18 protein-coding genes, 2 tRNA genes and 1 other RNA gene are annotated in these 24,631 nt (G+C 55.8%); 12 read left to right on the forward strand and 9 right to left on the reverse strand.

From position 1 onward, the window contains the following. Window positions 1-157 precede the first annotated feature (157 nt). Genes K0A93_00230 through K0A93_00240 form a run of 3 tightly spaced genes read left to right on the forward strand, consistent with a single transcriptional unit; the run spans window position 158 to window position 3,698 of the window. Window positions 158-2,095, forward strand: coding sequence for a SurA N-terminal domain-containing protein (locus K0A93_00230; protein MBW6510530.1), 1,938 nt, complete (start codon window positions 158-160; stop codon window positions 2,093-2,095). Window position 2,096: 1 nt separating this feature from the next. Further along, window positions 2,097-2,987, forward strand: a complete 891-nt coding sequence (locus tag K0A93_00235) for a phosphoribosylaminoimidazolesuccinocarboxamide synthase (protein ID MBW6510531.1) — start codon at window positions 2,097-2,099, stop codon at window positions 2,985-2,987. A 24-nt stretch (window positions 2,988-3,011) separates the two neighbouring features. Next, window positions 3,012-3,698: a hypothetical protein gene (locus K0A93_00240; GenBank protein MBW6510532.1), complete on the forward strand. Its 687-nt coding sequence runs from the start codon at window positions 3,012-3,014 to the stop codon at window positions 3,696-3,698. 102 nt (window positions 3,699-3,800) lie between these two features. Here the strand turns inward: K0A93_00240 and K0A93_00245 are convergent, their stop codons facing one another. After that, window positions 3,801-4,910 (reverse strand): PQQ-binding-like beta-propeller repeat protein, encoded by a 1,110-nt coding sequence (locus K0A93_00245; GenBank protein MBW6510533.1) that lies wholly within the window; start codon window positions 4,908-4,910, stop codon window positions 3,801-3,803. 174 nt (window positions 4,911-5,084) lie between these two features. Here K0A93_00245 and K0A93_00250 point away from each other — a divergent pair. Beyond that, a tRNA-Ala gene (locus K0A93_00250) sits at window positions 5,085-5,160 on the forward strand. Window positions 5,161-5,534: 374 nt separating this feature from the next. Here K0A93_00250 and glmS read toward each other — a convergent pair. The 5 genes from glmS to K0A93_00275 form a co-directional block, all read right to left on the reverse strand. Further along, window positions 5,535-7,364, reverse strand: coding sequence for a glutamine--fructose-6-phosphate transaminase (isomerizing) (gene glmS / locus K0A93_00255; GenBank protein ID MBW6510534.1), 1,830 nt, complete (start codon window positions 7,362-7,364; stop codon window positions 5,535-5,537). 7 nt (window positions 7,365-7,371) lie between these two features. Beyond that, window positions 7,372-8,757, reverse strand: coding sequence for a bifunctional UDP-N-acetylglucosamine diphosphorylase/glucosamine-1-phosphate N-acetyltransferase GlmU (gene glmU / locus K0A93_00260; protein MBW6510535.1), 1,386 nt, complete (start codon window positions 8,755-8,757; stop codon window positions 7,372-7,374). 284 nt (window positions 8,758-9,041) lie between these two features. Then, a complete protein-coding gene (locus K0A93_00265; protein MBW6510536.1) occupies window positions 9,042-10,901 on the reverse strand; it encodes a radical SAM protein in 1,860 nt (619 codons plus the stop codon). Then, window positions 10,898-12,031: a patatin-like phospholipase family protein gene (locus tag K0A93_00270; GenBank protein ID MBW6510537.1), complete on the reverse strand. Its 1,134-nt coding sequence runs from the start codon at window positions 12,029-12,031 to the stop codon at window positions 10,898-10,900. Before K0A93_00270 ends, K0A93_00265 begins: the two co-directional genes overlap by 4 nt. A gap of 14 nt (window positions 12,032-12,045) precedes the next feature. Beyond that, window positions 12,046-12,612 carry a hypothetical protein gene (locus K0A93_00275; GenBank protein MBW6510538.1) on the reverse strand — a complete coding sequence of 189 codons (567 nt, stop codon included), beginning with the start codon at window positions 12,610-12,612 and terminating at the stop codon, window positions 12,046-12,048. 144 nt (window positions 12,613-12,756) lie between these two features. On the opposite strand from K0A93_00275, the gene K0A93_00280 reads away from it, so the two are divergent. From K0A93_00280 to K0A93_00310, 7 genes are all read left to right on the forward strand, one after another. Further along, window positions 12,757-12,832 (forward strand) — tRNA-Ile (locus K0A93_00280). 123 nt (window positions 12,833-12,955) lie between these two features. Beyond that, window positions 12,956-14,080 (forward strand): Nif3-like dinuclear metal center hexameric protein, encoded by a 1,125-nt coding sequence (locus K0A93_00285; protein MBW6510539.1) that lies wholly within the window; start codon window positions 12,956-12,958, stop codon window positions 14,078-14,080. A 43-nt stretch (window positions 14,081-14,123) separates the two neighbouring features. After that, window positions 14,124-14,834: a hypothetical protein gene (locus K0A93_00290; protein ID MBW6510540.1), complete on the forward strand. Its 711-nt coding sequence runs from the start codon at window positions 14,124-14,126 to the stop codon at window positions 14,832-14,834. Window positions 14,835-14,848: 14 nt separating this feature from the next. Next, window positions 14,849-15,243: RNase P RNA component class A (gene rnpB / locus K0A93_00295), an RNA gene on the forward strand. A gap of 99 nt (window positions 15,244-15,342) precedes the next feature. Then, the gene (locus K0A93_00300; protein MBW6510541.1) at window positions 15,343-16,371 is read left to right on the forward strand and encodes an LOG family protein; all 1,029 of its coding nucleotides are present in this window, start codon (window positions 15,343-15,345) and stop codon (window positions 16,369-16,371) included. A 152-nt stretch (window positions 16,372-16,523) separates the two neighbouring features. Next, window positions 16,524-18,233 (forward strand): chloride channel protein, encoded by a 1,710-nt coding sequence (locus K0A93_00305; protein MBW6510542.1) that lies wholly within the window; start codon window positions 16,524-16,526, stop codon window positions 18,231-18,233. Continuing rightward, complete coding sequence (locus K0A93_00310; protein MBW6510543.1) at window positions 18,226-20,412, forward strand: UvrD-helicase domain-containing protein; 2,187 nt, start codon at window positions 18,226-18,228, stop codon at window positions 20,410-20,412. Before K0A93_00305 ends, K0A93_00310 begins: the two co-directional genes overlap by 8 nt. 254 nt (window positions 20,413-20,666) lie before the next feature. On the opposite strand, the gene K0A93_00315 is transcribed toward K0A93_00310, so the two are convergent. From K0A93_00315 to K0A93_00325, 3 genes are all read right to left on the reverse strand, one after another. Continuing rightward, a complete protein-coding gene (locus tag K0A93_00315) occupies window positions 20,667-21,233 on the reverse strand; it encodes a YfaZ family protein (GenBank protein ID MBW6510544.1) in 567 nt (188 codons plus the stop codon). Between the two features lie 312 nt (window positions 21,234-21,545). Further along, window positions 21,546-22,250 carry a GntR family transcriptional regulator gene (locus K0A93_00320; protein MBW6510545.1) on the reverse strand — a complete coding sequence of 235 codons (705 nt, stop codon included), beginning with the start codon at window positions 22,248-22,250 and terminating at the stop codon, window positions 21,546-21,548. 141 nt (window positions 22,251-22,391) lie between these two features. Next, window positions 22,392-22,844, reverse strand: coding sequence for a DNA-binding protein (locus K0A93_00325; protein ID MBW6510546.1), 453 nt, complete (start codon window positions 22,842-22,844; stop codon window positions 22,392-22,394). 931 nt (window positions 22,845-23,775) lie between these two features. Here K0A93_00325 and K0A93_00330 point away from each other — a divergent pair. Continuing rightward, window positions 23,776-24,606: a hypothetical protein gene (locus tag K0A93_00330; protein ID MBW6510547.1), complete on the forward strand. Its 831-nt coding sequence runs from the start codon at window positions 23,776-23,778 to the stop codon at window positions 24,604-24,606. Window positions 24,607-24,631 lie beyond the last annotated feature (25 nt).

A 24,631-nucleotide genomic window follows, 5' to 3' on the forward strand; every position in this document is an offset into this window, starting at 1 on the left:
CTGACAAACACCATTAAATCCGCACCAAACTAGCAAATAAACAGCGGATTTTCAAGAACTAAAAGGAACTTTGCTATTGCAAAACACCCCTTGATTGGCTAACATGCGGCGCTGTTTATATGGTGCCACAAATTACTCACAAGGAGTTATACCGCCCATGCTCGGTCATATGCGTTCACAACAAAAATCGGTCTTGATCAAGGTGGCCTTTGCCGTAATCATTCTCAGCTTCGTTATCGGTTATGCGATGATGACAGCCCCCGGCGGCAACGGCACCAACGACACAACTCTTGCCGCCACCGTCAACGGCGAGCCGATCAGCTACCAGTCCTACCAGACGACTTACGGCAATCTCTATCGTTTTTACCAGAATGTCTACCGGGAACAGTTTTCCCCGGCACTGGAGAAACAGCTTGGGCTGCGCCAGCAGGCCCTGGAGATGATCGTGGAGGAAACCCTGTTGCTGCAGGAAGCGAAAAAACTCGGTTTATCGGTCAGCAAAGCAGAGCTGGTTGCACGCATAGCGCAGATCCCGGCATTTCAGGACAACGGCGTGTTCAGCAAGGAACGCTATCTGCAAAGTCTGGCTTATCAGCGCATGACAAGTGACGAATTTGAAGCGCTGCAAACCAATGAACTGCTGGCAGAAAAGGTGCGTAATCAGCTCAAAGCGGGGATTACTGTCAGCGACGCGGAGATTGAAACAGAATTCAAGACGCGTAACGAAAAGGTCACGTTGGCCTTTATCCGCATGGTTCCGGCGCTCTTTGAAAACAAGGTCAAAGTAACGGAGCGTGCCCTGGAAGATTTTTTCGCTGACAAACGCGAGGAATTCCGCCTTCCGGAGCGGCTTTCGTTGCGTTACTTGCAGTTTGAACCGGCGCGTTACGCCGATGAGATTACCTTCAGCGATGAGGAAATCAGCCGTTATTATCGTCGTCATCTGGTCGAATATGACGTCCCCGAACAGGCCGAAGCCTCACATATTCTGATCAAAATCGCCGAAAATGCCGATGAGGACACCCGTCAGGCGAAGCGCAAACTGGCCGAAAAAATTCTTGCTGAAGTTCGCGACGATGGTGACTTTGCCGCGCTGGCGAAAAAATATTCTGATGATCAGGGTACCGCCAAGCAGGGAGGTTCCCTTGGTTATTTCGGTCGTGGCGCAATGGTTGCCTCCTTTGAAAAGGCTGCTTTCGCTCTGCAACCGGGCGCGGTCAGCGACATTGTCGAAACACCGTTCGGCCTGCACATCATCAAGACAACCGGCTACATTGCCGCCGGAGTCAAACCGCTTGCCGAGGTCAGCGACCTCCTCAAAAGTGCTTTACGCACGCAAAAGGCCCGTGAGTTAGCGATGGAAAAAGCCATGGATGCCTTTAATATCAATCGCAAAACGGGGAACCTCGACGACGCCGCCACAGACAATAATCTTGGCATCAAGGAAACCGGTTTTTTTGCGCGTGATGAAGCGATCGACGGCATCGGGGTCTCCGCTGAAATCAGCAGCGCTGCGTTCAGCCTCGAAGACGGCAAGCTGGCACGACCAGTCGCCATCGACGGACAGGGAATCTTTCTGTTGACCATCAAGGAACGACAGCCCAGTCGGCTCCCGGAATTGAGCGAAGTCCGCGCCAAGGTAGAAAAAGCCTTGCGTTCCGCAGCGAGCGTAACATTGGCGAAAAATACTGCGGAACAAGCACTGAAATCAGCACAGGATGGCGCACGGCTGGGGGAACTGGCCAAAAAATTCAACGTTGAGCTGGAGGAAACCGAGCCATTCAGCCGCTCGTACGGTGATTTTGTTCCTCGGTTGGGCAATGCCGCAGCACTGGTTGATGCCGCATTCGCACTGCCGGTGGATCAGTCGATTCTTCCCGAAGTCTACACCGTTGACGGTAATTATGTGCTTGCCAAACGCACCGAACAGCTTGCGGCAGACATGAGTCAACTCGACGGCGAGCGTGCCGAGGTTGAAAAGGCATTGCTGGCCCGCAAGGAAGATGAGGCCGTTAATACGCGTATCAAAGCGCTGAAAGACGCCGCAACCATCGTCTATACTCCGATTCTGCGCAACTTTTTGGGGGAGAAATAACATGACACCATTAGTGATGAACACGGACTTTCCTGGTCTCAAGCTGGTTAATCGTGGCAAGGTCCGCGACATCTACGATCTTGGCGAGCATCTGCTGATTGTCACCAGTGACCGGATTTCCGCTTTTGATGTGATCATGGATCAAGGGATACCGCAAAAGGGTATCGTTCTGACCCAAATCTCCAAATTCTGGTTCGAGCAGATGGGCGACCTTATTCCGCACCATATCATCGCCACCGACGTCGATGCTTTCCCCGCCATTACCCACCCCTACCGCAAACAGCTGGAAGGGCGCTCGATGCTGGTGGTCAAGGCCGATCCGCTCCCCATCGAGTGTATCGTGCGCGGCTATGTCTCCGGTTCGGGCTGGAAAGAGTATCGTGACAAGGGGAGCATTTGCTCCATTGCACTGCCGCCAGGTTTGGTGGAAAGCGACAAACTTCCTGAAGACCTCTTCACGCCTTCGACCAAGGCCGAGCTGGGCGACCATGACGAAAACATTTCACTGGCGCGTACCATTGAATTGTGTGGCAAAGATGTCGCCGAGCAAATCAGTGAAATCTCCCTGAAGATTTACCAGCGGGCACGTTCAATCGCCGCCGAAAAGGGCATTATCATTGCCGACACCAAATTTGAATTCGGCTTGCGCGACGGCCAGCTGATCTGGATTGATGAAGCACTAACCCCCGATTCATCGCGTTTCTGGCCGCAAGAAAGCTACCGCCCCGGCGGTCCGCAACCGAGCTTTGACAAGCAGTTTCTACGCGACTACCTTGAAACCCTTGACTGGGGGAAAACCGCTCCGCCCCCTCCACTGCCGGAAGAAATCGTCACCAAAACCGCTGAAAAGTATTGTGAAGCACTCAAACTGCTTACCGGTATCACCTTGTGATGTAATCTTGTTGAAACAAAGATCATGAATCGACCGGCGTTCGCAATCTGGCTCCTGACCGCTTTTGTCGCGCTCATTCTGTCCGGCTGTGCCGGGACAGCGGCCCCGCCGCAGCGCAGCGCAGAGGATTTACGTCTCAGCGCTGAATCGCATATTACCGACAGACAATTCTCTGCCGCAGCGGCTGAGCTGGCAGCGGCCATTGAACTTGCCCCCCATGAAGCCGACCACGCCCTGCGCTACGGTGAAATCCTTGAAGTGATGTCTCGCTGGCAGGACGCCCGCACCAACTACCAGAAGCTACTGGAGCGACTCCCCCCCGAGCACCCGCGGCGCAACGAGTTTATTTATCGCCTGTCTCTCCTGGCATTATTCAAGCTGGATGACCCCGAAACCGCCAAACAATTGAGTCAGCAACTTTTGACAAACAGCGCAGCGTACTTCGATATTCAGGGCGTCCTCACGGAGCGGGCTGGCGACATGCGCGGCGCCCTGCGTTTTTTTAATCGTGGCTTGGCAGCACAACCGAGCAAAGAAGTTGCCGCGCGTATCCTGCAGCACGCCACCACCGCTTACGTGCGTCTTGATCAGATTTCAGCGGCCTTCGGCACCTTGTTCAACGCCATCAACCTGGCGGGGCGCAAACCTGCTTTGGAAAAAGAAATTGAAGCTGACTGGAGTGCGCTCAAGGAAAAATATGGAGAATATTGATTCTGGGCGGGAACATTTCAGGCATCGACACACAACATGACCCGACTCATTTGAATCGGGTCATGATTTATTCAGCAGACCAATTTCATCATTTACAGGGGATCAGTGCAACGCATAGATATTGCGGTCATCACTGCCAAAATAAACCGTCCCCTTGACCACCGCAGGAGTCGTTCGCACCCACCCCCCGGCCTTGAATTTCCAGAGCTCCTTGCCGGTATCTGCTGCAACCGCATAAAAATGACTGTCACGACTGCCAAAATAGACCACGCCGTCGGCAACGGTCGGCGATGAATTGACCATCCCGCCGGTTTTAAAACGCCAGCGCAATTTCCCCGTAGTCAATTCCAGCGCATAAAGATTATTGTCATCGCAGCCCACATAAAGGGTTTCCCCCAGCAGTGCCGCGGAGGATGTAATTTCATTCCCCAACCGTTGCTGCCAACGCAGTTTGCCGCTGGCCGGATCAAAAGCATAAAGCCGACGGTCAAGGCTCCCGACTACCAGGATCCCCGCTTGAACGGCAGGAGTTGCCACGATTGCGCGGTTTACCTTGTAACGCCAGACTTCCTTGCCATCGTCAAGATTGACGGCAATCAGGTGCCCCTTGCGCGTTCCAAAAAAAACCCGCTTATCCTTGACTGCCGGTGACGATTCGATCGCTTCCCCCGCTTCAAACTGCCAGGTCTGCTTGCCGGTCTTCAGCTCCGCTGCCAGTAAACGCCCGTTGGTATCGGCAACAATCACCTGCTTGCCGACTATCACCGGAGAAGCATTGATTCCCCCTCCGTTGACGTCGATTTCCCACAGCAACACCCCGGTCGCGCGATTCAATGCAATGAACCTTCCTTTATCCGTCCCGAAACAGACAATATTGCCGGCAACCGCAGCACTCGACAAAACTTTCCCCTGCGCGTCAAACTTCCAGAGTTCTTTGCCGGTTGCTGCCTCCAGCGCCCGAAAAGTTCGATCCATGCTGCCGATATATACCACATTGTTCGCCACTGTCGGTGACGCTGTAATCACATAACCGGTCGGCACTTGCCACTGCACCCCGCTGAGGGTCTTCACGGCAGTGGCCTTTGTAATGCCGCTGCGGCTCGCATCGCCGCGAAACATCACCGTCTCACCTGTATCTTTCCTGCTGCAGGCGGAAATCAGCAAGCACCAGGTGACCAGCAACAAACAAAAAATGACTCTTCGTTTGGACATCCGTTCCTCCCTAGATTAAATGAGACACCGGAGTTTAATTGATTTTCCCCAAGCTTTCCAGTCTTTTCGCTATCGAACAGCATTAACACTGAACCACCGCGCGGATTGCTTCTAAGCGTTGCAGAATTTTATTGACAGGGCAAGAGGGGCTTTGATATAAGTTGGCTCCGTTTCGGGGCTGTAGCTCAGTTGGGAGAGCGCTTGAATGGCATTCAAGAGGTCCGCGGTTCGATCCCGCGTAGCTCCACCAGTAAAAAAAAGGACTTACGATTTTTTGTCGTAAGTCCTTTTTTTGTGGGGTGCAAGATAGGGGACAAGATTTTTTGTTATTGTGAAAAAACGGCACTCCGAAAAACTCCCCGGCCCTCTTTTTTGTCAATCGGCATCCAAATTTGACCCATCATCGGCACCTAATGGCAATACACAAAACAAATCTATGTCCTCAATAACAAAGCGAAAAACAAGAATCTGGCGGGTCAATATTCGACGCCGATTACAGTTCTAAGTGGGTTAAATTTAAATGCTGATTGACAGAAAGAAATTCAATGTTTTCAATTTTCCAAGATTTTTCAGTTTCCCAACGCGATGTTCAAAACTCACTGCGCCGGTTGCCGTAAACAGAGGCTATTCAACTGTCACGCTCTTGGCCAGGTTGCGCGGTTGATCGACATCGGTACCTTTCAGTACGGCGATGTGGTAGGCCAGTAATTGCAACGGGATTGAGGTCAGAATCGGCATCAGGTCGTCGTCGGTGGTCGGGATCGCAAGCAGATGGTCGACCTTGCCGTTCAGCGACCATCGGTCATGATTACTGATCGCGATGATCTTTCCGCCCCGCGCTCGCACTTCCTCCATGTTCGAAATCACTTTTTCATAGGTGGCATTATGCGGGGCAATCACCACCACCGGAAGCTGTTCGTCGATCAGGGCGATCGGGCCGTGTTTCATCTCTCCAGCGGGGTACCCTTCAGCGTGGATGTAGGAAATTTCCTTGAGCTTGAGAGCCCCTTCCAGAGCGATTGGATACTGGTTGCCGCGACCGAGATAAAGAAAATCGCGAGCAGTGATATAGTCGTGGGCAATCAGTTTAATTGTAGCGTCAAGTCGCAACACGTCTTCGATCAGGCGCGGCAGGGTTGCGAGGCTCTGTTGCGCTTGCCGACAGTCCTGAGCCGACAGTGTTGCGCGCGTCCGGCCGAGATAAAGTGCAAAAAGATGCAGCGCAACCAGTTGCGTGGTGAACGCCTTGGTCGAGGCAACACCGATCTCCGGCCCGGCGTGGGTGTAGATCACCCCGTCACTTTCGCGGGCAATCGACGATTCAACCACATTGCAGATCGTCAGGGTCTTGCCCTTTTTCCCCTTCGCTTCGCGCAGTGCCGCCAGGGTGTCGGCGGTTTCACCGCTCTGGCTGATCAGAATTGTCAGTGACGTGGCGGTAATGATCGGGTCGCGATAGCGGAACTCGCTGGCGATATCGACTTCGACTGAAACCCGGCTGAGTTTTTCGATAAGAAATTTGCCGACCAGCGCGGCATGCCACGAAGTCCCGCAGGCGACGATAAAAATCTTGTCGATGGCACGCAACTGGTCGCTGCTCAGACCGATATTTTCAAGGTAGATGTCGCCACTTTCTTCACGCAAACGCCCCGCCAGGGTGTCGGCAATGGCGCGTGGCTGTTCGTGAATCTCCTTCAGCATGAAGTGCTTGTAACCCCCCTTTTCCGCCATCAGCGGGTTCCAGAGGATAGTCTTGACGGTCTTGACCCGGACGTTTCCGGCCAGGTCGGAATAACGGGCGGCCTCGCGGGTAAAGACCGCCACTTCTCCATCGTCGAGAAAGACCATGTCACGGGTATGGGAGAGCATTGCCGGAATATCAGAAGCGACAAAAAATTCCCCGTGCCCTTCACCAACGACCAGTGGTGATCCCTGCTTGGCGGCAATCAACGTATCCGGTTCCTGCTCACAGAGGACCGCAACAGCGTAGGCGCCGCGCACCTCGGTGAGGGCTTTACGCACCGCCGTTTCAAAGTCACCACACGCCTTGAACTGTTCTTCAATCAGGTGGGCGATGATTTCGGTATCGGTTTCCGAGCGGAAATTATGGCCGCGTTGGCGCAACGCTTCCTTGAGCTCCAGGTAGTTTTCGATAATGCCGTTGTGCACCACAACGATTCCACCCGCAACGTGGGGATGGGCGTTCGTTTCGGAGGGGCGGCCATGGGTTGCCCAGCGGGTATGACCGATGCCACAGGTCCCGGTCAACGGTTGTTCCGCGACCCGTCGGCACAAGTTACTCAGTTTTCCTTCGGCCCGAAGCGTTTTGATCCGGTCCGCCATGAGGATGGCAATCCCCGCTGAATCGTAACCGCGATATTCAAGCCGTTGCAGGCCGTCGAGGATAATGGGGGGAGCTTGCTGGGTGCCAATATAGCCGACAATTCCGCACATAATTTGATTATTTCCCTGTTTTTGGTTTACGGTTGCGCCAGCCGGGAACGATCTTCTGCCTGACACGAGACAGCGCCAGGGCGTCCCGCGGAACATCTTCGGTGATGGTGGAGCCGGCACCGATCAGGCTGTTGCGACCGATGGTCACCGGGGCGATCAACTGAGTGTCGCTGCCGACGAAAACGTCGTCTTCGACGATCGTTTTGTACTTGTTGATCCCGTCGTAGTTGCAGGTGATCGTTCCGCAGCCGAAATTGACATTTTTACCGACCTCGGCGTCACCGATGTACGTCAAGTGGCTGGCTTGCGATTTTTCGCCAAAGACGGCTTTTTTTGTTTCGACAAAATTGCCGAGTTTGTTGTTGCCGACCAATACGGTTCCCGGTCGCAGGTGGGCCATCGGACCGATTGTGCAGCCGTTACCGAGCTCCGCCCCGGTCAGCACCGAACCGGATTTAATATGGACGTGATCACCCAACCGGCAATCGGTAATCACCGCGCCGGGTTCGATGATGCAATCGGCACCGATGCAAGTGGTGCCGCGCAGATGGACATTGGGGTGAACCAGGGTGTCGGCGGCAATGGTGACCGTAGCGTCGATATAGGTTGTTGCCGGATCGATCAACGTGACCCCGGCGCGCATCAGTTGTTCGTTGATGCGGCGGCGCACGATCGTGGCGGCGTGCGCCAACTGCACGCGATCATTGATGCCCATTGCTTCATCGGTATCGTCAGTCGCGATCGCGCAAACCGTCTTCCCCTGACTGCGGGCGATGCCGATGATGTCGGTCAGATAATATTCTCCCTGAGCATTGCCGCGTCCAACCTGACGCAGGGCTGCAAAGACAAAGGGGGCGGCGAAGGCGTAGATGCCGGTATTGATTTCATGCACCTGCTGCTGTTCGGTGCTCGCATCCTTTTCTTCAATAATCGCTGTGACCGCGCCGTTTTCGCGGATGATGCGGCCATAACCGGTTGGATCGGGCATCATGGTGGTCAGGACGGAAACTGCCGCCCCGGCCGCATGGTGACGGTGCAATAATGTCTCGATAGTGGTTTTCTTCAGCAGCGGAACATCGCCGCAGAAAAGGAGTAAGGTGCCGGAAAAGTTTTCCAGTGCCGCCGCCGCACAGAGCAGTGCGTGGCCGGTGCCGAGTTGCTCACGCTGTTCGACAAACAGGACATCGCGCTCACTGAACGCCGCTTTGACGCGCTCACTGCCGTGGCCGACAATCATGACTTGCGGTTGGCAATGCAACTGTTCGGCCAGGTTCAGTGGCCAGGCCGCCAGTGGTTGCCCGGCCAACGGATGCAAAACTTTAGGCAACTGCGACTTCATGCGCGTGCCCTGACCCGCCGCCAGGATGACTGCTGCATAGGTGTGTTGGATCATGCCCCCGTCTCCCCGTATGGATTGATTAGAGTCGGCATTATCTGGTTTCAGGATGAGGGAGTCAAGGTCGATTTGTGCCATGCAGAGATTTTGACTATTTCCCTTGCCTCAGGTAAAATCAGCAGCTGGATTGACAGTTGATGGCGTCGCAAAAAGTCCGCCCTGCTGCGTTACGCTGGTTTTTCATGACCTCGACCTACCTGACGCCCGTGAAAAACCACCAAGCCTTGGAGGACGAAATTTTTGCTTAGCCATCCTTTGAGTTTTTGCGAGTGCATCAAACATCAGGCTTTGACCAGCAACCCTTCCTGCACCGCAAACAGCAACAGTTCCTCCGCCTCGGTGCGCGGCAGCCGACCGGCAAAAATCTCCTCCGGAGTACACGAACCGTCACTCATCTTCAGCAGTCGGGCAAACTCGTCGCTGAGCGATTCACAGATCAGTTCGCCGTTGCGGCGCAGATAAAGAGCCGTCGAGCCGGTTGCCCTGGCGGTATGGACGAACCGTTCCAGGCTCTTTCCCCCCAGCGACTGCAACGCATCGATCTCATAATGAAAATCTCCCAGGCGCAACGTTTCGGCAGTACGCCAGCGGCGAGTCCAGGCTTGCTTCGCAGCGACATCCGCAGGGGGGAGCGTTTCCGGCCCGAGCAAAGTTTCCGCGCCGTAAAAGCGATCGTTGAGCAGGTCTTCAACCGCCGCCCGCAGATGTTCCTTGTGTCGCTGGCGCAGGAGCTCGGCGAGATAACCGTGCTGGAGCGGCAGCACCCGCGCCGGGGACCAGTTTTCGGCGCGGGTCAGCTCCGCCGCAGAAAGGTGGCGATCAGCCGTCAGCCAACGCCAGAAACCTTCGAGAAATGCGCAGGCGTCCAACTCACAGGCGGCCAGCAAGATCGACAGTAAACCGACCGCACGACCGCAGTTGTAAAAAAGACCGCAGGCGGCGGCGAGCTGGTCACAGGCCGCAAGGTCGGCGGCGCTGAAGTCGTTCGCTTCGAGCAGGGTGTAGGGCGGGGCGACCTGTGCGCGCAGACCGAATTCAGTGCATCGTTCGGCCAGGGTGGTGCCGGGGAGCACCGCCAGCGGGAAGATGTCGAGATGATTCGGTTGCAGCGCGAGCACCCGGTCGAGACTTTGACGAAAGCCGGCGGCGCTGTCACCGGGCAGACCGTAGATCAGGTCGATGCCGAAGGTGATCCCGGCGCTATTTAAGAGGGTGACCCCGGCGCTGAAACGGTCGAAGTCAAACGGGCGGTGCATGGCGCGCAGCACCGCTGCGTGGGTTGACTGTAAACCCACTTGCACCGAACAGGGCAGCCTGCTCAGCAATGCGACGGTTTCGCGATCCAGGTGCTCGGCTTTGGCCTCGAAATGCAGGTGGATGTCGGCCGGGTGACGCAGGAGCATCCGCAGCAGCCGTTTGCCGCGTGCGGGGGGAACGTTGAAGGTCGAATCGAGAACCCACAGCTGCGCAATCCCGGTCTTGCAAAAAAGTTCCCACTCCTGCTCCAGGCGGTTCAAAGGCAGCGCCTGTACACCGCGCACGCCCCCTGCATCGAAACAAAAATCACAGCTGAAGGAGCAGCCGCGAGCGACTTCCCAGAGTACCCCGCTAGCGGGCTGTGCAACCAGACTCCGGTTCAACCAGGGCGAGTTGAAGGTCTGCGCTGCGCACCGGGGCGCATCAGGCGTATGGCAGATCCCGGTGCCGGTGGCATAGGTGATCCCCGCAACCGTTGCCAGTGCTCGACCTTCCGCGAGCGCCGCGAGCAATGTCGGCAGCGGGCCTTCCCCCGCCCCGCGAACGGCGACGGACAGCGCGCAGGCAGCCAGTGTTCCAGTCGGATCGGCGGTCGCCTCTGGTCCGCCGCCGATGAGAATCAACGCGGGATATTCCGCGCGCAGGTGCCGGTTCAATGCACCGATCCGTTCCCGGTTCCAGAGGTAGATCGGCTCGATGATAATGTCCGGCTGCTCCTCGCGCAGGGCCGCAAGAATTTCTGTTTCGGAGTGATCGGGGAAGAAGTCGAGCAGCACACAGTCGGCTTGTTGTGTTGCTGGCAACGCTGCAACCAAACACCCTGCGGCCAGCGGAGTGGCTTGCGGTGAGCGACGGGCGTGGAGGGTAACGAAAAGGATCTTCATCGGTATGTTTGACGCGTTGTCGGTGGGGCTGCTTCGAGTCGATCATTGCGAACGGAGATGCCGTGGCGGGTAAATATTTCTTCCAGCGCATCAAAACGTGAGCTTAGCTGGCTGAGGGTCAGGTGATAACCGTAATCCATGATGTGGTTACGCGCCTGCTGGCTCATCGGGCTCTGAAAAAAGAGCAACGCCTCTTCGCCGCCAGGCTCCATGACGATCACATCAATGTCCGGGCGGGTGCGGCGCAATGCTTCGACTTCCAAATTGATTTTTACCTGCGTTTCTACACGTTGCATCTGTTCCCAGGCGAAGGTGATGCCGAGGTTGGCGATGCTCGAACAGTTGCCGTAAGACATGGAGGGCAGGCACACGCGCTCACGGTTGTTGCTGATCGGCACCCGCGGGTTGATTAAAATAATCAGTTTGGCGCCACGTTCCACGGCGAGGTCGAGATGTCCCCCTTGTCCGTAGGAGCCGTCCTGATAATAGTTTGTGCCGATCTGCCAGGGACGAAAGAAAAATGGAATCGAGCAGGAAGCGGTGATTGCCGCACAGATATGCATGTCCTGCCGTTCCCCGGTGCCGAAAACAACCCGTTCCCCCAGATCGAGATCGTAAGCCGGAATGAGCAGCTTGCTCTGCAAGCGGGCAAAGTTGTCGACAATGCCCTCCTTCTGGAACGATGAACAGAGGTAGTGCTGCATCGGTGCGAGGGAGAAGATCCCCGCCGGAAACTGCTCCTGGATGATCGTCGGGAGGTCAGCCAGAGAAAATCCCCAGCCGCGCTGGCGGTGATGGCGAAAGACTTTAACGCCGTTGCGCAGCACATTCATGCAGGAAGTAGCAAGCCCGGTCAGCTCAAAGCGGTAAATATCGCGCCGGTTCCAGTTGAAAACAGTGTGTTCATCGTTGCTGATCGCATAAAACAGTTCTGCGGGGGCGATGCGGTTGGCAATCAGGGCGGCAATCACCGAACCGGCGCTGACACCGATGTAAGTGCCAAAGCGACGGGTGCTGAAGCCGGGAGAAAAGAGCCGGTCGAGGGCCGTCAGACTGCCGATTTCATAGGCCGCCCCCATAATCCCGCCCCCGGCGAGAATCAATGCGGTTTTACTTGTAACCGGAGGCATGCGGGCGCTCCACGTCAGTTTTTCGGACGGACCTTGATCCGTGGTTTACCCTCCTCGATAACAACATTGAATTCGACTTCACGCTCACCGAATTTTTCCTTGATCTTGCTGCGTTGTCGTTCGATGGCGACGGCCACCTGTTCCCGTTGCGGCGGCGGCCCGGTCCTGCCGCTCGCGTGGTGCGCGGCGACCAGTTGATTGAAGAGCCTATCCGCTTCGCTGAGCGCGGCAGGATTGTTTGCGCCGGACTTTGTGGCGGGTGGAGAGGAAACTGTTTTGGCACCCGGTTGACGGTGATATTTCCCCTCATCCATCAGCCGCAGGATGCGGTCCCAGTTCCCTGCATAGGAGTGAAAACGGGTGGCGATATTCTGGCGGCGGAAACGTAAATCGGTCTGCACAATGTGGCGCGAAGTCACGACCCGAATGCGGCGCGCCAGATCCTCGCGATCCTGATAAGGTTCGCGCTTTTCAATCCCGGCGAAATATTGTTCATAGCGAATCTGCAGCTCTTTAAGCTCCTGCTCCATCGCGGTCAGCGTACGCAGTAACGCTTTTCTTTCGTCAACGTTTTTGGTCATATGCGGCAATATACGCTAAATGACAGGACAATTCAAAAACATTATCACGCGTAGCGACAGGGTTGTTTTTATCAAATCGATAAATTTTTCTTTAATACATGCTTGACATGATAAAACGAAATGCATAGACTGTTTTTTTGACACGGGCCTATAGCTCAGTTGGTAGAGCCACCGGCTCATAACCGGTTGGTCCCAGGTTCGAATCCTGGTGGGCCCACCATTTTCGGAAACGGCATGAGGCAACGACTCATTTTAACATATCGACTTATCCATCAGTCAGGCAAGAACGAAAGAGTGCAACGGGTCTACCACCGCTGCACTCTTTCTCATTTGTGCGCGGGACATGGCTAAAAAAAACGATGTAAAACTGCACGATATTGTTGGTTTGCTGCACGCACTTTACCCTCCGGGACTGGCGGAAGAGTGGGACAACGTTGGCCTTCAGGTCGGAGATGTCCGGCAGACGGTCGCGCGATTGTTGGTTAGTCTGGACCCGACAGCGGCGGCACTTGACGCGGCGCGGCGCGGCGGCGCACAACTGCTGGTCTGCCATCATCCGTTGATTTTCAAGCCGTTGCAAAAGGTGACCGCCGATGGCAGTGTCGGTGAAATTGTCCGCCAGGCAATCAAGGATGATATTGCCATCGTTTGTGCCCATACCAATCTTGATCGAGCCGCTGCCGGCTTGAATGACTGGCTGGCTGAACGGCTGGGACTGCTCAATACGCTGCCGCTGGCCGCCGCCGGAGAGTTGTTCAAACTGACCGTCTACGTGCCGCTCGGGCACGAAGACGCGGTGGCCACAGCCCTTTTTTCAGCGGGTGCGGGGGCGATCGGCAACTATGACCACTGTTCTTTTCGAACGTCCGGGACCGGCACCTTTCGGCCCGGTGCAGGGAGTACGCCGTTTGTCGGCACCCCCGGAACGATGACGCAGGTCGAGGAAGTCCGTCTGGAGACGATTGTCCCGGCGGAGGCTCTGCCGCGGACGTTGCAGCGGATGCTCACCGCACACCCTTACGAAGAGGTCGCTTATGATGTCGTTCCGCTGCACAATCGTCGGGCTGATATCGGCCTTGGTCGACTGGGGATGACAACGCAAAAAATTTCCCTGGCCGATTTTGTTGATCAGGTTAAGGAACGTCTGGAAATCAGCACCTTGCGTCTGGTCGGCGATTGTTCCAGAATGGTCGGCAAGGTTGCCGTCTGCGGCGGCAGTGGGGCCTCGTTACTGGTCGGGGCGCAGCGGCAGGGCGCGGACGTACTCGTTACCGGGGATGTCGATTACCACACGGCGCGTCGCGCCGAGGAACTGGGGATCGCGGTGATTGACGCCGGGCACTTTGCAACGGAAAAAATTATGGTTCGGGGGCTGGAGCAGGCGTTGCGCGGCGCTGCGGAAAAAAAAGGCTATCGACTGGAAATCAACGCGCTGACCACCGAATGTGATCCATTCAAATATTTGTGAACTTCATCGAACATACACCGCAGAGAAGCGACCGGGAGGAAAAATGCAAGAGCAGCTACACACCTTAATAACACTTCAGAAACTCGACAACACGATCAATAGTTCACTTCGCGAGCGCAAGGTATTAAGCGAGGAACGCGCCGGGCTGGCGACGGAGCAAGAGCGCGTCAAGGCCATGGTTGATGAACTCCAGAACCAGATTGATAGCCTGGAAGAACAGCGTGTCGAGCTGAGCAACGCACTGACCCGGGAGAGTGCCAACATCCTCCGCGCCGAAAACCGGCTTCCTGAAATCAAGACGCAGAAGGAATACGTCGCGGTCCTCAAGGAAATCGATACGGCGAAACGGATTACCAAAGAAAAACAGGATCAGGTCAAAGCCAAGGATGAAGCCATTGCTGCCTTGGCAGAAGACAAGACGGAGAAAGACGAGGCCTTTGCTGCGCTCTCCGCCAAGGGTGCCCAACGGGACGCCGAGATCGCGGTGCAACTGGACAGCTTTGATCAGGAGATGGCGGAGCACAACGAACACCGCGCCGAGCTGCTTAAAAAATTGCCAGCAGCGGTGCGCAAGCGGTACCAGATGTTGCTTGACCGGCGGGCTGGTTTGGCGGTCGTCGCCGCCAGTGCCGGGGCCTGTCTCGGGTGTAACATGAAGTTGCCCCCCCAGTTGTTCAACAGCCTTTTTTTGCTTCAGTCGATTGAGTCGTGCCCACACTGCAACCGGCTTATTTACGTCAATCAGGATAGCTGAGATCACGCGTGGTCGGAGAAGAACGGATGGTCGCCGCCCGCCGTCGCCTTGGCGCAGGCGGGGGGAGGAAAGTCCGGGCTCCACAGGACAGGATGGTCCCTAACGGGGACCGGGGGTGACCCCAGGGAAAGTGCCACAGAGAGAAGACCGCCCGCCGTCGCCTTGGCGTCGGCAGGTAAGGGTGAAAGGGTGAGGTAAGAGCTCACCGGTTCCGGCGGTGACGACGGAAGCCAGGTAAACCCCATCCGGAGCAAGGCCAAATAGGGGAGCGTTTGAGGACGGTCCGTCCAAGGCTCCCGGGTCAGGCCGCTTGAGGTCGTCGGCAACGGCGATCCTAGATGAATGACCATCACTTCGTCGCAGGTGACTGCGGCGGGGGACAGAACCCGGCTTACGGGCTTCTTCGACCACTTATACTTGATGCGCAACGCCGACGGCGCGACCCTGGTCGCGCCGTCGGCGTTGCGCCGCTAGTACCCTCGCCCCGTTTATTATGAAGGATAAATCGATGGAGCTTCATTTTGATCGTCATAACGCGGTTGTCGATGAGTTGATCGATCAACTGATGAAAAGCGCTGAAGTGCATCAACCCCGGATCATCCGTGAGATGATTCTGAGTGCGCTGAAGGCCGGTCAGGAAAGCGATTACCTGGCTGATCTCAAACTGATGCGCACCACCATGAAGGAGATGCGCTACACCAACAAGATCTTCGGCCCTTACCGCAATCGGCGCAAGGTGACGATCTTCGGTTCGGCGCGCACCGCTCCGGACGAGGCGATCTATCAAAAATGTGTGACTTTTGCCCGCTTGATGGCGGAGCGCAACTGGATGACGATCACCGGCGGCGGTGGCGGCATCATGCAGGCGGGGAACGAAGGAGCCGGTGCTGACAACTCCTTTGCGGTCAATATTCATCTGCCGTTCGAACAGGAAACCAATCCTTTTATGTCGGCGAGCGACAAGGTTATCGTCTACCGCTATTTTTTCAATCGCAAGGTGGCGTTTCTCAAGGAAGCCCAGGCGGTGGCACTCTTCCCAGGTGGATTCGGTACCCTCGACGAAGCGATGGAGACGATGACGCTGATGCAGACCGGGAAAAATCCGCCGCTGCCGTTGGTCATGATCGATGACGAAACTGGCGACTACTGGGAAGAATGGTTTGAGTTTATCAAAAAGACCCTGTTGCGGCGCGGCCTGATTTCCGGCGAGGATTTTGGTCTCTTCTCGATGACCCGCGATCCCGTCGAAGCGGTGCAGATCATCGACGATTTTTATCGGGTCTTCCATTCGAGTCGTTTTGTCGGCGACACGCTGGTGATCCGCCTCAACAAATGGCTCGACAACGAACAGGTCGCCATTCTGGAAAGTGAATTCAGCGAAATTCTCAAGCCCGGCACCCGGTTGCGCATGACCAGTGCTTTCGAACGGGAAAAAGATCAGCCCGACCTGATCCATCTGCCGCGCCTGGCGCTGGAATTCAATCAGCGCAGCAACGGTCTGCTGCAAGCATTTATCCGCCAGTTGAACCAGCTGTAACACCACCCTGCGTTTTTTGCCACCTGCGTGCCGACAGAAACGGTGACTTATCGATGAGTCCTTCGATCCCCGATCGCAAACATTTTTACCGCTGGCTACGGCGCCGCGGTACCGCCGTCCTGAGTCGCTTCCGGATCAGTGAAGTAACCTTCATGACGGTGCTGGCTGCGGCGATCGGTGCGCTTGCCGGACTCGGCAACTTCAGTTTTCGCAAGGCGATCGATTTTTTTCATTGGCTGGTCGTTGAACAGGGGATGGCGCGGTTCGACATTTCCATGACGGAGTGGAGTTTTTCACGGCTGGTGACGATCTTTTTCCCCGCTGTCGGCGGGATTTTGTTGCTGCCGTTGGGGCTCTGGTTTGCCCGTGATCTCCATTTCGGGTTTCCTTCCTTTCTGGAGACCGTCAATCTGCGCGGCGCGAAGTTGCCGCTCAGGACGATCTTTACCCGTGGCATGGCCAGTGCCATTACCCTCGGTACCGGGGGCTCGGCGGGGCAGGAGGGGCCGATTGCGCAGATCGGCGGGGCGATCGGCAGTCAGTTCGGTCAGGCGTTCAAGATGGGGGGGGATCGACTCAAGGTGCTGGTCGCCTGCGGCGTTGCCGGCGGGGTTGCCGCGACCTTCAATGCCCCGATTGCGGGAGTTTTTTTCGCACAGGAGATTGTTCTGCTGGCGTCTTTTGAATTTTCCAGTTTTACGCCGATCGTCATCGCCAGCGGGATGGGGACCGTCGTGTCACGCGCCCTGCTTGGCAATCAGCCGGAATTTGTGCTGCCGCCGTACGTCATGAACAGCCCCTTCGAGCTGTTGTTCTACATTATCCTCGGCTGTCTGGTTGGTGTCTTCGCTGCCGGATTTATCGATCTCCACTTCCGCATCAAAGACCGACTGAGCCGTTGGGCGTTGCACCCGCTGGTCAAACCGATCGTCGGTGGTTTGCTCGTTGGCCTCATCGGCCTGTTCTTTCCGCAAATTCTCGGCAACGGTTACGCTTTTATTGACGGCATGTTGCATGGCAATGAGGGGTGGTATCTCCTCGCCGCACTGGTGGTCATCAAAGCGATTGCCACCTCGGTCACCCTTGGTTCCGGCTTGCAGGGGGGGCTCTTCGCTCCAGCCCTCTACCTCGGTGCTGCCACCGGTGGTGCTTTCGGCAAGCTGTTGCAGATCTTTTTCCCGCAGCTGACCATTTCTCCCGGCGCGTATGCCCTGGTCGGGATGGGCGCGTTTCTTTCCGCCGCCACCCATGCCCCGATGACCGCAATTTTTCTGCTCTTTGAAATGACCGCCTCCTATCAGGTTATCATTCCGATCATGCTCAGCTGCGTGATCGGTACCGCCATCAGCCGCTGGTTGCGCCAGGACAGTCTCGACACGGTTGAGCTGACCCGCGTCGGAATCGATCTGGAGGCCGGCAAAGAGCGCAATATTATGAAATCGTTGTGGGTGGCTGACGTAATGACGCGCGACCTGGAAACGATTCCCGAAAATATGACCCTGCGCCAGTTTCGTGATTTCATCGCCAGCACCCGTCATACCAACTTTCCGCTGCTCGATGCTCAGGGCGCGATGACCGGCATTATTTCGGTGCAGGATTTCATGGGGGTCGTTTTTGAGCGGGAACTGATGGATCTGGTGGTGGTCAAGGAACTGGCGACTGTCGAGGTGATCACGGTGATGGCGGAGGAAAATCTGGATACCGCCATGCGCCGCATCGGTTATCGGAATATCGAACAACTGCCGGTTGTCGAGAGTGCCGGGAGCAATCGCCTGGTCGGCATCATCTCCCGCCGCGACATGGTGTCTGCGTATAATCGGGCGTTGATGAAACGGACTCTGAAAGATGACACTGATGGTTGATTTACTGGCACAACTGAACCCGCCGCAACGTGCTGCGGTGCAATATGGTGACGGCCCGTTGTTAATTCTTGCCGGTGCCGGATCGGGGAAAACACGCACCTTGATCCACCGCATTGCCTGGCTGATTCATCACCGGCAGGTTGCTCCGCATGAGATCCTCGCGGTCACCTTTACCAACAAGGCCGCCAACGAGATGCGCGAGCGCTTGTCCCGCCTGCTCGGGACGATTGACGGTCTGTGGGTAGCGACCTTCCACGCCGCCTGTGTGCGTATCCTGCGGCGTGACATCAGCGCCCTCGGCTACTCCGCCGACTTTACCATCTACGACGATCAGGATCAGGAACGGCTGCTCAAGGAGGTCTGCAAAGATTTTCAGATCAGCGACAAGGACCTGAAACCGCGTGCCGCAGCGGCCGCCATCGACGCGGCCAAAAACCGCGGGACGTTGCCCGCCGACTTCGCAGCAGACGATTATCGGCAGCAGATCATTGCACGGATTTACAGCGAATATCAGCTGCGCTTGAAACGCAACAATGCCCTCGATTTCGGCGATCTGCTGCTGCTGACCGCCCAGCTCCTTACGCAGCACCCCGCTGTTCTGGCACGCTATCGGGCGCGGTTTCGCCATCTGCTGATCGACGAATTTCAGGACACCAACGCGATTCAGTATCAGCTGGTGCGGTTGTTGACCCCGGCGCACAACAATCTCTGTGTGGTCGGGGACGACGATCAGTCGATCTATGCCTGGCGGGGAGCGGAAATCAGTAATATCCTCGGCTTTGAACGGGATTTCCCCGCGGTCCGGGTGATTCGGCTGGAGCAGAACTACCGCTCGTCGGCGACCATCCTTGCTGCTGCCGGAGCGGTGGTGGCGCAGAACGCCGCACGTAAAGGGAAAACGCTCTGGACCGAAAATCCGGGGGGAGAAGCAGTGACGGTGGCGACTCTCGACGATGATCGAGCCGAGGCGCTTTACGTCGCCGAACAGATTGAGGCGCAACGGCATGGCGGTCGCCATCTGCGCGATATGGCCGTTTTCTATCGCACCAACGCCCAGTCGCGACAGCTTGAAGAGGCGTTACGGAGCAGTAACCTGCCCTATGTGATGTTCGGCGGACTCAAGTTTTATTCGCGCATGGAGGTCAAGGATATCCTTGCCTATTTGCGAGCCCTGGCGAATCCGGCCGATTCACTGGCCGCGAAACGCATCATTAATGTCCCGTCGCGTGGCATCGGCGCCGTCACCGTGGACAAAATTTCCGCTTATGAGGCCACCTCCGGGGGCTTTCTGCCGGCCTGTCGCGCCATTCTCCACAACCAAGAACTGGGGCGGGCGGCGGCCACCAAGGTACAGGCATTTGTTGCCTTGATGGACGATTTCGCGGCGCGCTTGACGGGCACCCCCTTCCCGCAGCTGACCGCCGCATTGATCGAAGCAACCGGCTACGCCGCGATCCTCAAAGCGGAACGCACCGATGAGGCGCGTGGACGGCTTGAAAACCTCGATCAGTTGCTGGCCGGGATGGAAGATGCCGCTGCAACGCTGAGCCTGGGGGATTATCTGGAGCAGGTTGCGCTGATCACCGATCTCGACTCCTACGACAGCAGTCTCGACCGGGTCACGCTGATGACCCTCCACGCGGCGAAAGGGCTGGAGTTTCCGGTCGTGCTCATGACCGGCATGGAGGAGGGGCTCTTCCCCCATTCGCGGACCACTGCCAGCGACGCCGCGGTCGAGGAGGAACGTCGCCTCTGCTATGTCGGCATGACCCGGGCGATGGATAAACTCTATCTGACGCGCGCCCGGCGGCGCCGCGTCTTCGGTGAGTATCAGTTCAATCTGCCCAGCCGTTTTCTGGAAGAGATCCCCGCGCATTTGCTCGAACAACCCGCCACCCCGCCATTGCACCATGCCCAGGGGCACAATCTGGCCTCGGTTTTCGCGCAAGTGCCGGGCGCAGAGGCGCAGGTGGACGACGATTTTGGTAACGATATTGAGGTGATTCCGGAGGCTGAAGAGGGTTTGCGGATTGGTCTGCGGGTACGTCATGCCAAGTTCGGGGTCGGTTTCATCCGGCGGATTGAAGGGCAGGGAGAAAATCAGAAAGTGATCGTCTATTTCAAAACCGTTGGACCCAAAAAATTACTGCTCAAATTTGCCGGGCTCGAACCAGCCTGAGATGAATGTGCAAAAGACCTTTCGCGGCTGAAAGCCGCTCCCACAGGGGGTGGACTACGATGATGATATTATTGTTGCAGGAGCGACATCCATGGTAGATGGAAGATCCATGCGTGCCTGCAAGCAACTTCTGCAGGGAATTCCTGTGAGGAATAACCTGCCCCCCTGATGGTGGAGCGAAGTGCATAGGCAAAGAGAAAACGGCCCGCCGGGAAAATCAGCGGGCCGTTGCTGTTTTAAATGGCGGACTATTTTCAGAAGCGGGCTTCGAAGCCGATCCGCGCCCCTTCATCAATATTTCTGGTGCTGACCTTTTCAAAGCTGGCACGGATCACTTGATAGCCGAGTAACACGCGTACCTTGGGGGTGATGGCGTAGAAAATATCCGCGCCGCCTTCCAGCAGGCGCTCCGCATCAAGTCCCGAGAGAATCTTCGGTGCATAGAAGGCTTTGCCCTTGATCCCGAAGCCTTGCAGGAGCGGCGGCGTAAAGATTGCGCGGACACCGATCCCCAGCGTCAGCAGGTCGAGGCTGCGGTCGGTTTTGGCACTGTAAATCTGCGCTCCCACGCCGACTTCCAGCCCCGACACGTTGCCGAGACGCCCCATGAAGTCAAACCCCGCAGAACCAAGTTTGGTCGATTCTTCGTCGTTGTAAAGTCCCCTGACGGTGAGGATCGACGTGCCGTAGCTGTCTTCGTTCAAGGTCAGGCCTGCCTGCGCCTGAACACTGTCGTCATTCAGGGTCACTTCGAGCGAAGTGGCCTGGGCGCTGAAGGTGATCAGGCAGGTAAGTATGCCGCTGATAAATATTTTTCTCATGAATCGGATCCTCCTGTGGATAGGGTCCAGGAGGCTGTCCGACAATGAGATCCCGGCGGCTGCAAACCCAGCTGTTTGGCCCAAATTTCAGCTTTTTTTTGCCCCATAGCTACGGCTATAAGGCTGCAAACGAGCTAACATCTGGCCTCAAACTTCTGGCCTTTCGCTTCGGCCTCTATTGTCGGACAGCCCCCCAGGGTGACGGCGGAAGTATGCCATAAGGCACCCGCGGTAGCAAGCAGAAGTCGCACGCAAAGAAAAGCCCGCAAAAAGCGGGCGATCGATAAGCTTTGCGGACTTTTTACGACGTCATTACAGGTCGATCAGCCGGTTGAGCACACTGGCCTCGATCTTGCGACCGTTATCCATGCTGTGAATCAGCACTTGTCCGCCATAGACCGCATTCTTGCGCACCAGATTGTCCGCTTTTTTGCCATCGTGCGATTTAAACGCGGCAATAATTTTGTGGTGTTCCTGCACCGAAAGTTCCATGCGCCCCGGCAGCGCCAGCGACGCCATGCGCAGCCGATTGAACTTCATCATCAGCTGAGTGATGATCTCGAACAATTTGTCGTTGCCCGACGCGCGGATAAACAACTCGTGAAATTCGTTGTGAACGCGGAAGAACGTTTTTACATCGCCTTCGGCGGCGAGTTCCGCCAGTCTGGTATTGATCGCCTCCAGGCGTTCGATGTCCTTGCCCTGCAAACGTTCCGAGGCGATTTGCGCCGCGTACCCTTCGAGAATGCTTTTGATAGCGTAGAACTCTTCGATATCGCGTTCCGAAAGGGAGGCGACCACCGCGCCCCGGCGGGGGATGACGGTCAGGTAGCCTTCCGACTCAAGTTGGCGGAAAGCTTCACGAATCGGTGTACGGCTGATGCCGAAGCGTTCCGCAAGCTCCGGTTCGGCGACTTTTTCACCAGGTTTCATGCTCCCCTTGAGGATTGCGTCGCGAATCGTTTCAAGGATTTTTTCGCGCAAGGTCTGGTGATGCTCAATCGGTTTTTTCTTCACAGTAACGCTCCATTAACAGCATGCCGACAAATTTTGCAAATTGTATACAGTATACAATCTCTGTCAACTGTTTTTTTGCCGGTGTTGAACAAGGAAGCGGACTGCAAAGGCAGAATGTGCTGTCTGGATACGCGGCGCGACTCAGTCGCGGCGCCAGCCGGTCCACAGCGGGAAGCCATCGCGATTGCGCAGCAGCAGCGTGTTGCGCCCTTTGGTGAGCGAACTGGCGATCAGGTAGCCCGCCGTGTCGTGCGTGACCCGGGCACCGCGAACCGTGACCGTGTCTCCCGCATTCAAGGCCAGATCCTGACGCTCCAGGAACCACAGCGGACCGACGTGAACCGTTTCAACGACGCGGCGATGCTGCATCTTCAGCCGTATCCCGTCGGCCATGTCGAGTTCTTCACTGAAACGTTCGATGCTGAGAATGGTGCCGCTGATTTTTTCAACCCGGGACGGATCAAAGCGCTGCTGGTAAGGAAGCCCCGCGCCCCAGCCGCCACTGCCGCGCCAGACAATATCGTTTTTTGCGGCGTACGCGGTTGCGGTCAGGGTGATGGACAGTAACAGGATGGTAAGGCAATAACGATGCATGGTCCCCTCCATTAATCGGTGCCGCTGTCCGGGATTGGACAGGCGGTTTGTATCTTTTTTTACGCTAAAAGGTTAGCTGCTGTCAATCCTGTCGTGCTTTACTGACAAAAATTGTTACCCGCGCTACGCACTAAGGCCGGGTTTGCCGCACTGCAAGGGGGGGGGCGTGAGGTTTGCTAACGGCTGTCGATCGATCTTTGCGCGCTATTTTAATCAGCGTGCAAGCGCTTTGCATACCGATCCAATGCCGGTTTGTGGTCGTTTGCCATTGATTGGCGCTGCCAACGTTTGTGTCGTGGTTGATTTTTTGCAATAAACGTTGATGCACTTTTGCCGCTGCGGTTGGTTGTAAAAAACGCATTCTGGTTATGCACTTGACTCAAGTTGTGTTTTAACCTGCCCTGTAAGCTTATCGGACGCTGATAAACGCTGAAAGAGCGGATTTAAGGGCTTGAAGAACTTTCTTTACAGGGATGAAGGGGATGACAGGGATAACGGCTAAAATCAAAAAACTATTTTTTGGTTTAACCCAAAAGAACCTTTTTAAGATTTCATCCCCTGTGTCCCTTCATCCCTGTTAAATTGCTTTGGCTTTGTTTTGATCAGCGTTCATCATGAAAATCAGCGTCCCATTATTAAGGTTTCTGGTTACGCACTTGACTCAAGTTGTGTTTTAACATGCCCCGATAGGAGCAGCTTTAGCCGCGAATGGGTCGTGTCTGAAGGCAACCCCTAGAGGAAATTCCGATGAGGAATAACCTGGCCTTCTGATGATCGCCTATCGCTGGAGAAAAGTGCATAAGCAGAAAACTCATATTTATTTTGTCCATAATTATATATAAATTTAGCATAAAAGCTTGTATTTAAGGTCATTTTGTGTTAATAGGATTCAAATTATTCGTGTATTCATCCTTTGTCCAGGAGGCTTTTCATGCGTCATACGATTCTTGCAGCGGTGTTGATTCTGTTTTTTTGCGGGGGGGCCTTCGCTGCCCAGTTCGGGCCGCCGGTGGCGGCGACCGAAGGTTTTGGTGATTTTTCTATTACCGCGGGATATACGCGTCTGTCCTCGACCTGGGGGGAAGATTCAACAGTCTTTGACGGGATCGATATCGATCAGCATATTTACTACCTGCAGGGGACAATGGGGCTTGCCCAGGGGTGGGATATTTACCTGCGCAGTGGTGCCAGCTCACTAAGCGCCGATGGTATCTACGTCATCAGCGGCGTTCCAACCAGCGACGAAGAATTCGAAAATGGACCGATCCTGTTTGCCTCGATCGGTTTCAATGGCCGGGTTTATCAAGGGGAAATTTTTAGTTTCGGTCTCTTCGGTCAAGCCAGTTATTTTGATACGTTTGAAGATACGGCAAAGAGCACCGGTGCGATTCAGTCCAGTACGACAACCGGTATCATCTGGACGCTGGACAGGGCGACGGCGTCGTTTGACGAAATGTGGATGGTCGATGTCGGGATTGCCGCGCAAGCGAAGATCGAAGGGGTCGACCTGTATTTCGGCCCGTTGTTCTATTACGGGCGGACCGAGACAAAGTCATTCGTATACGGAGTTCAGACAACGTCTTCGGTGACGCCGGGAGCGCCGGTCAGCGCCGTTGCTTACGAGCCGGAGCTGGAAGAAAATGGCAATATCGGATTGCTGATCGGTGCGCGTTGGCCGTTCAAGAACAATTACAGTCTGGATGTCGAATTTCAAAAACGCAGTAATTTCAATACGAGCCTTGCGCTGACCTACAGTTTTTAGGCAGAGCCGGGATGCATAACTCAAG

Source organism: Desulfuromonadaceae bacterium (genome assembly GCA_019429445.1).
GTDB lineage: Bacteria > Desulfobacterota > Desulfuromonadia > Desulfuromonadales > JAHYIW01 > JAHYIW01.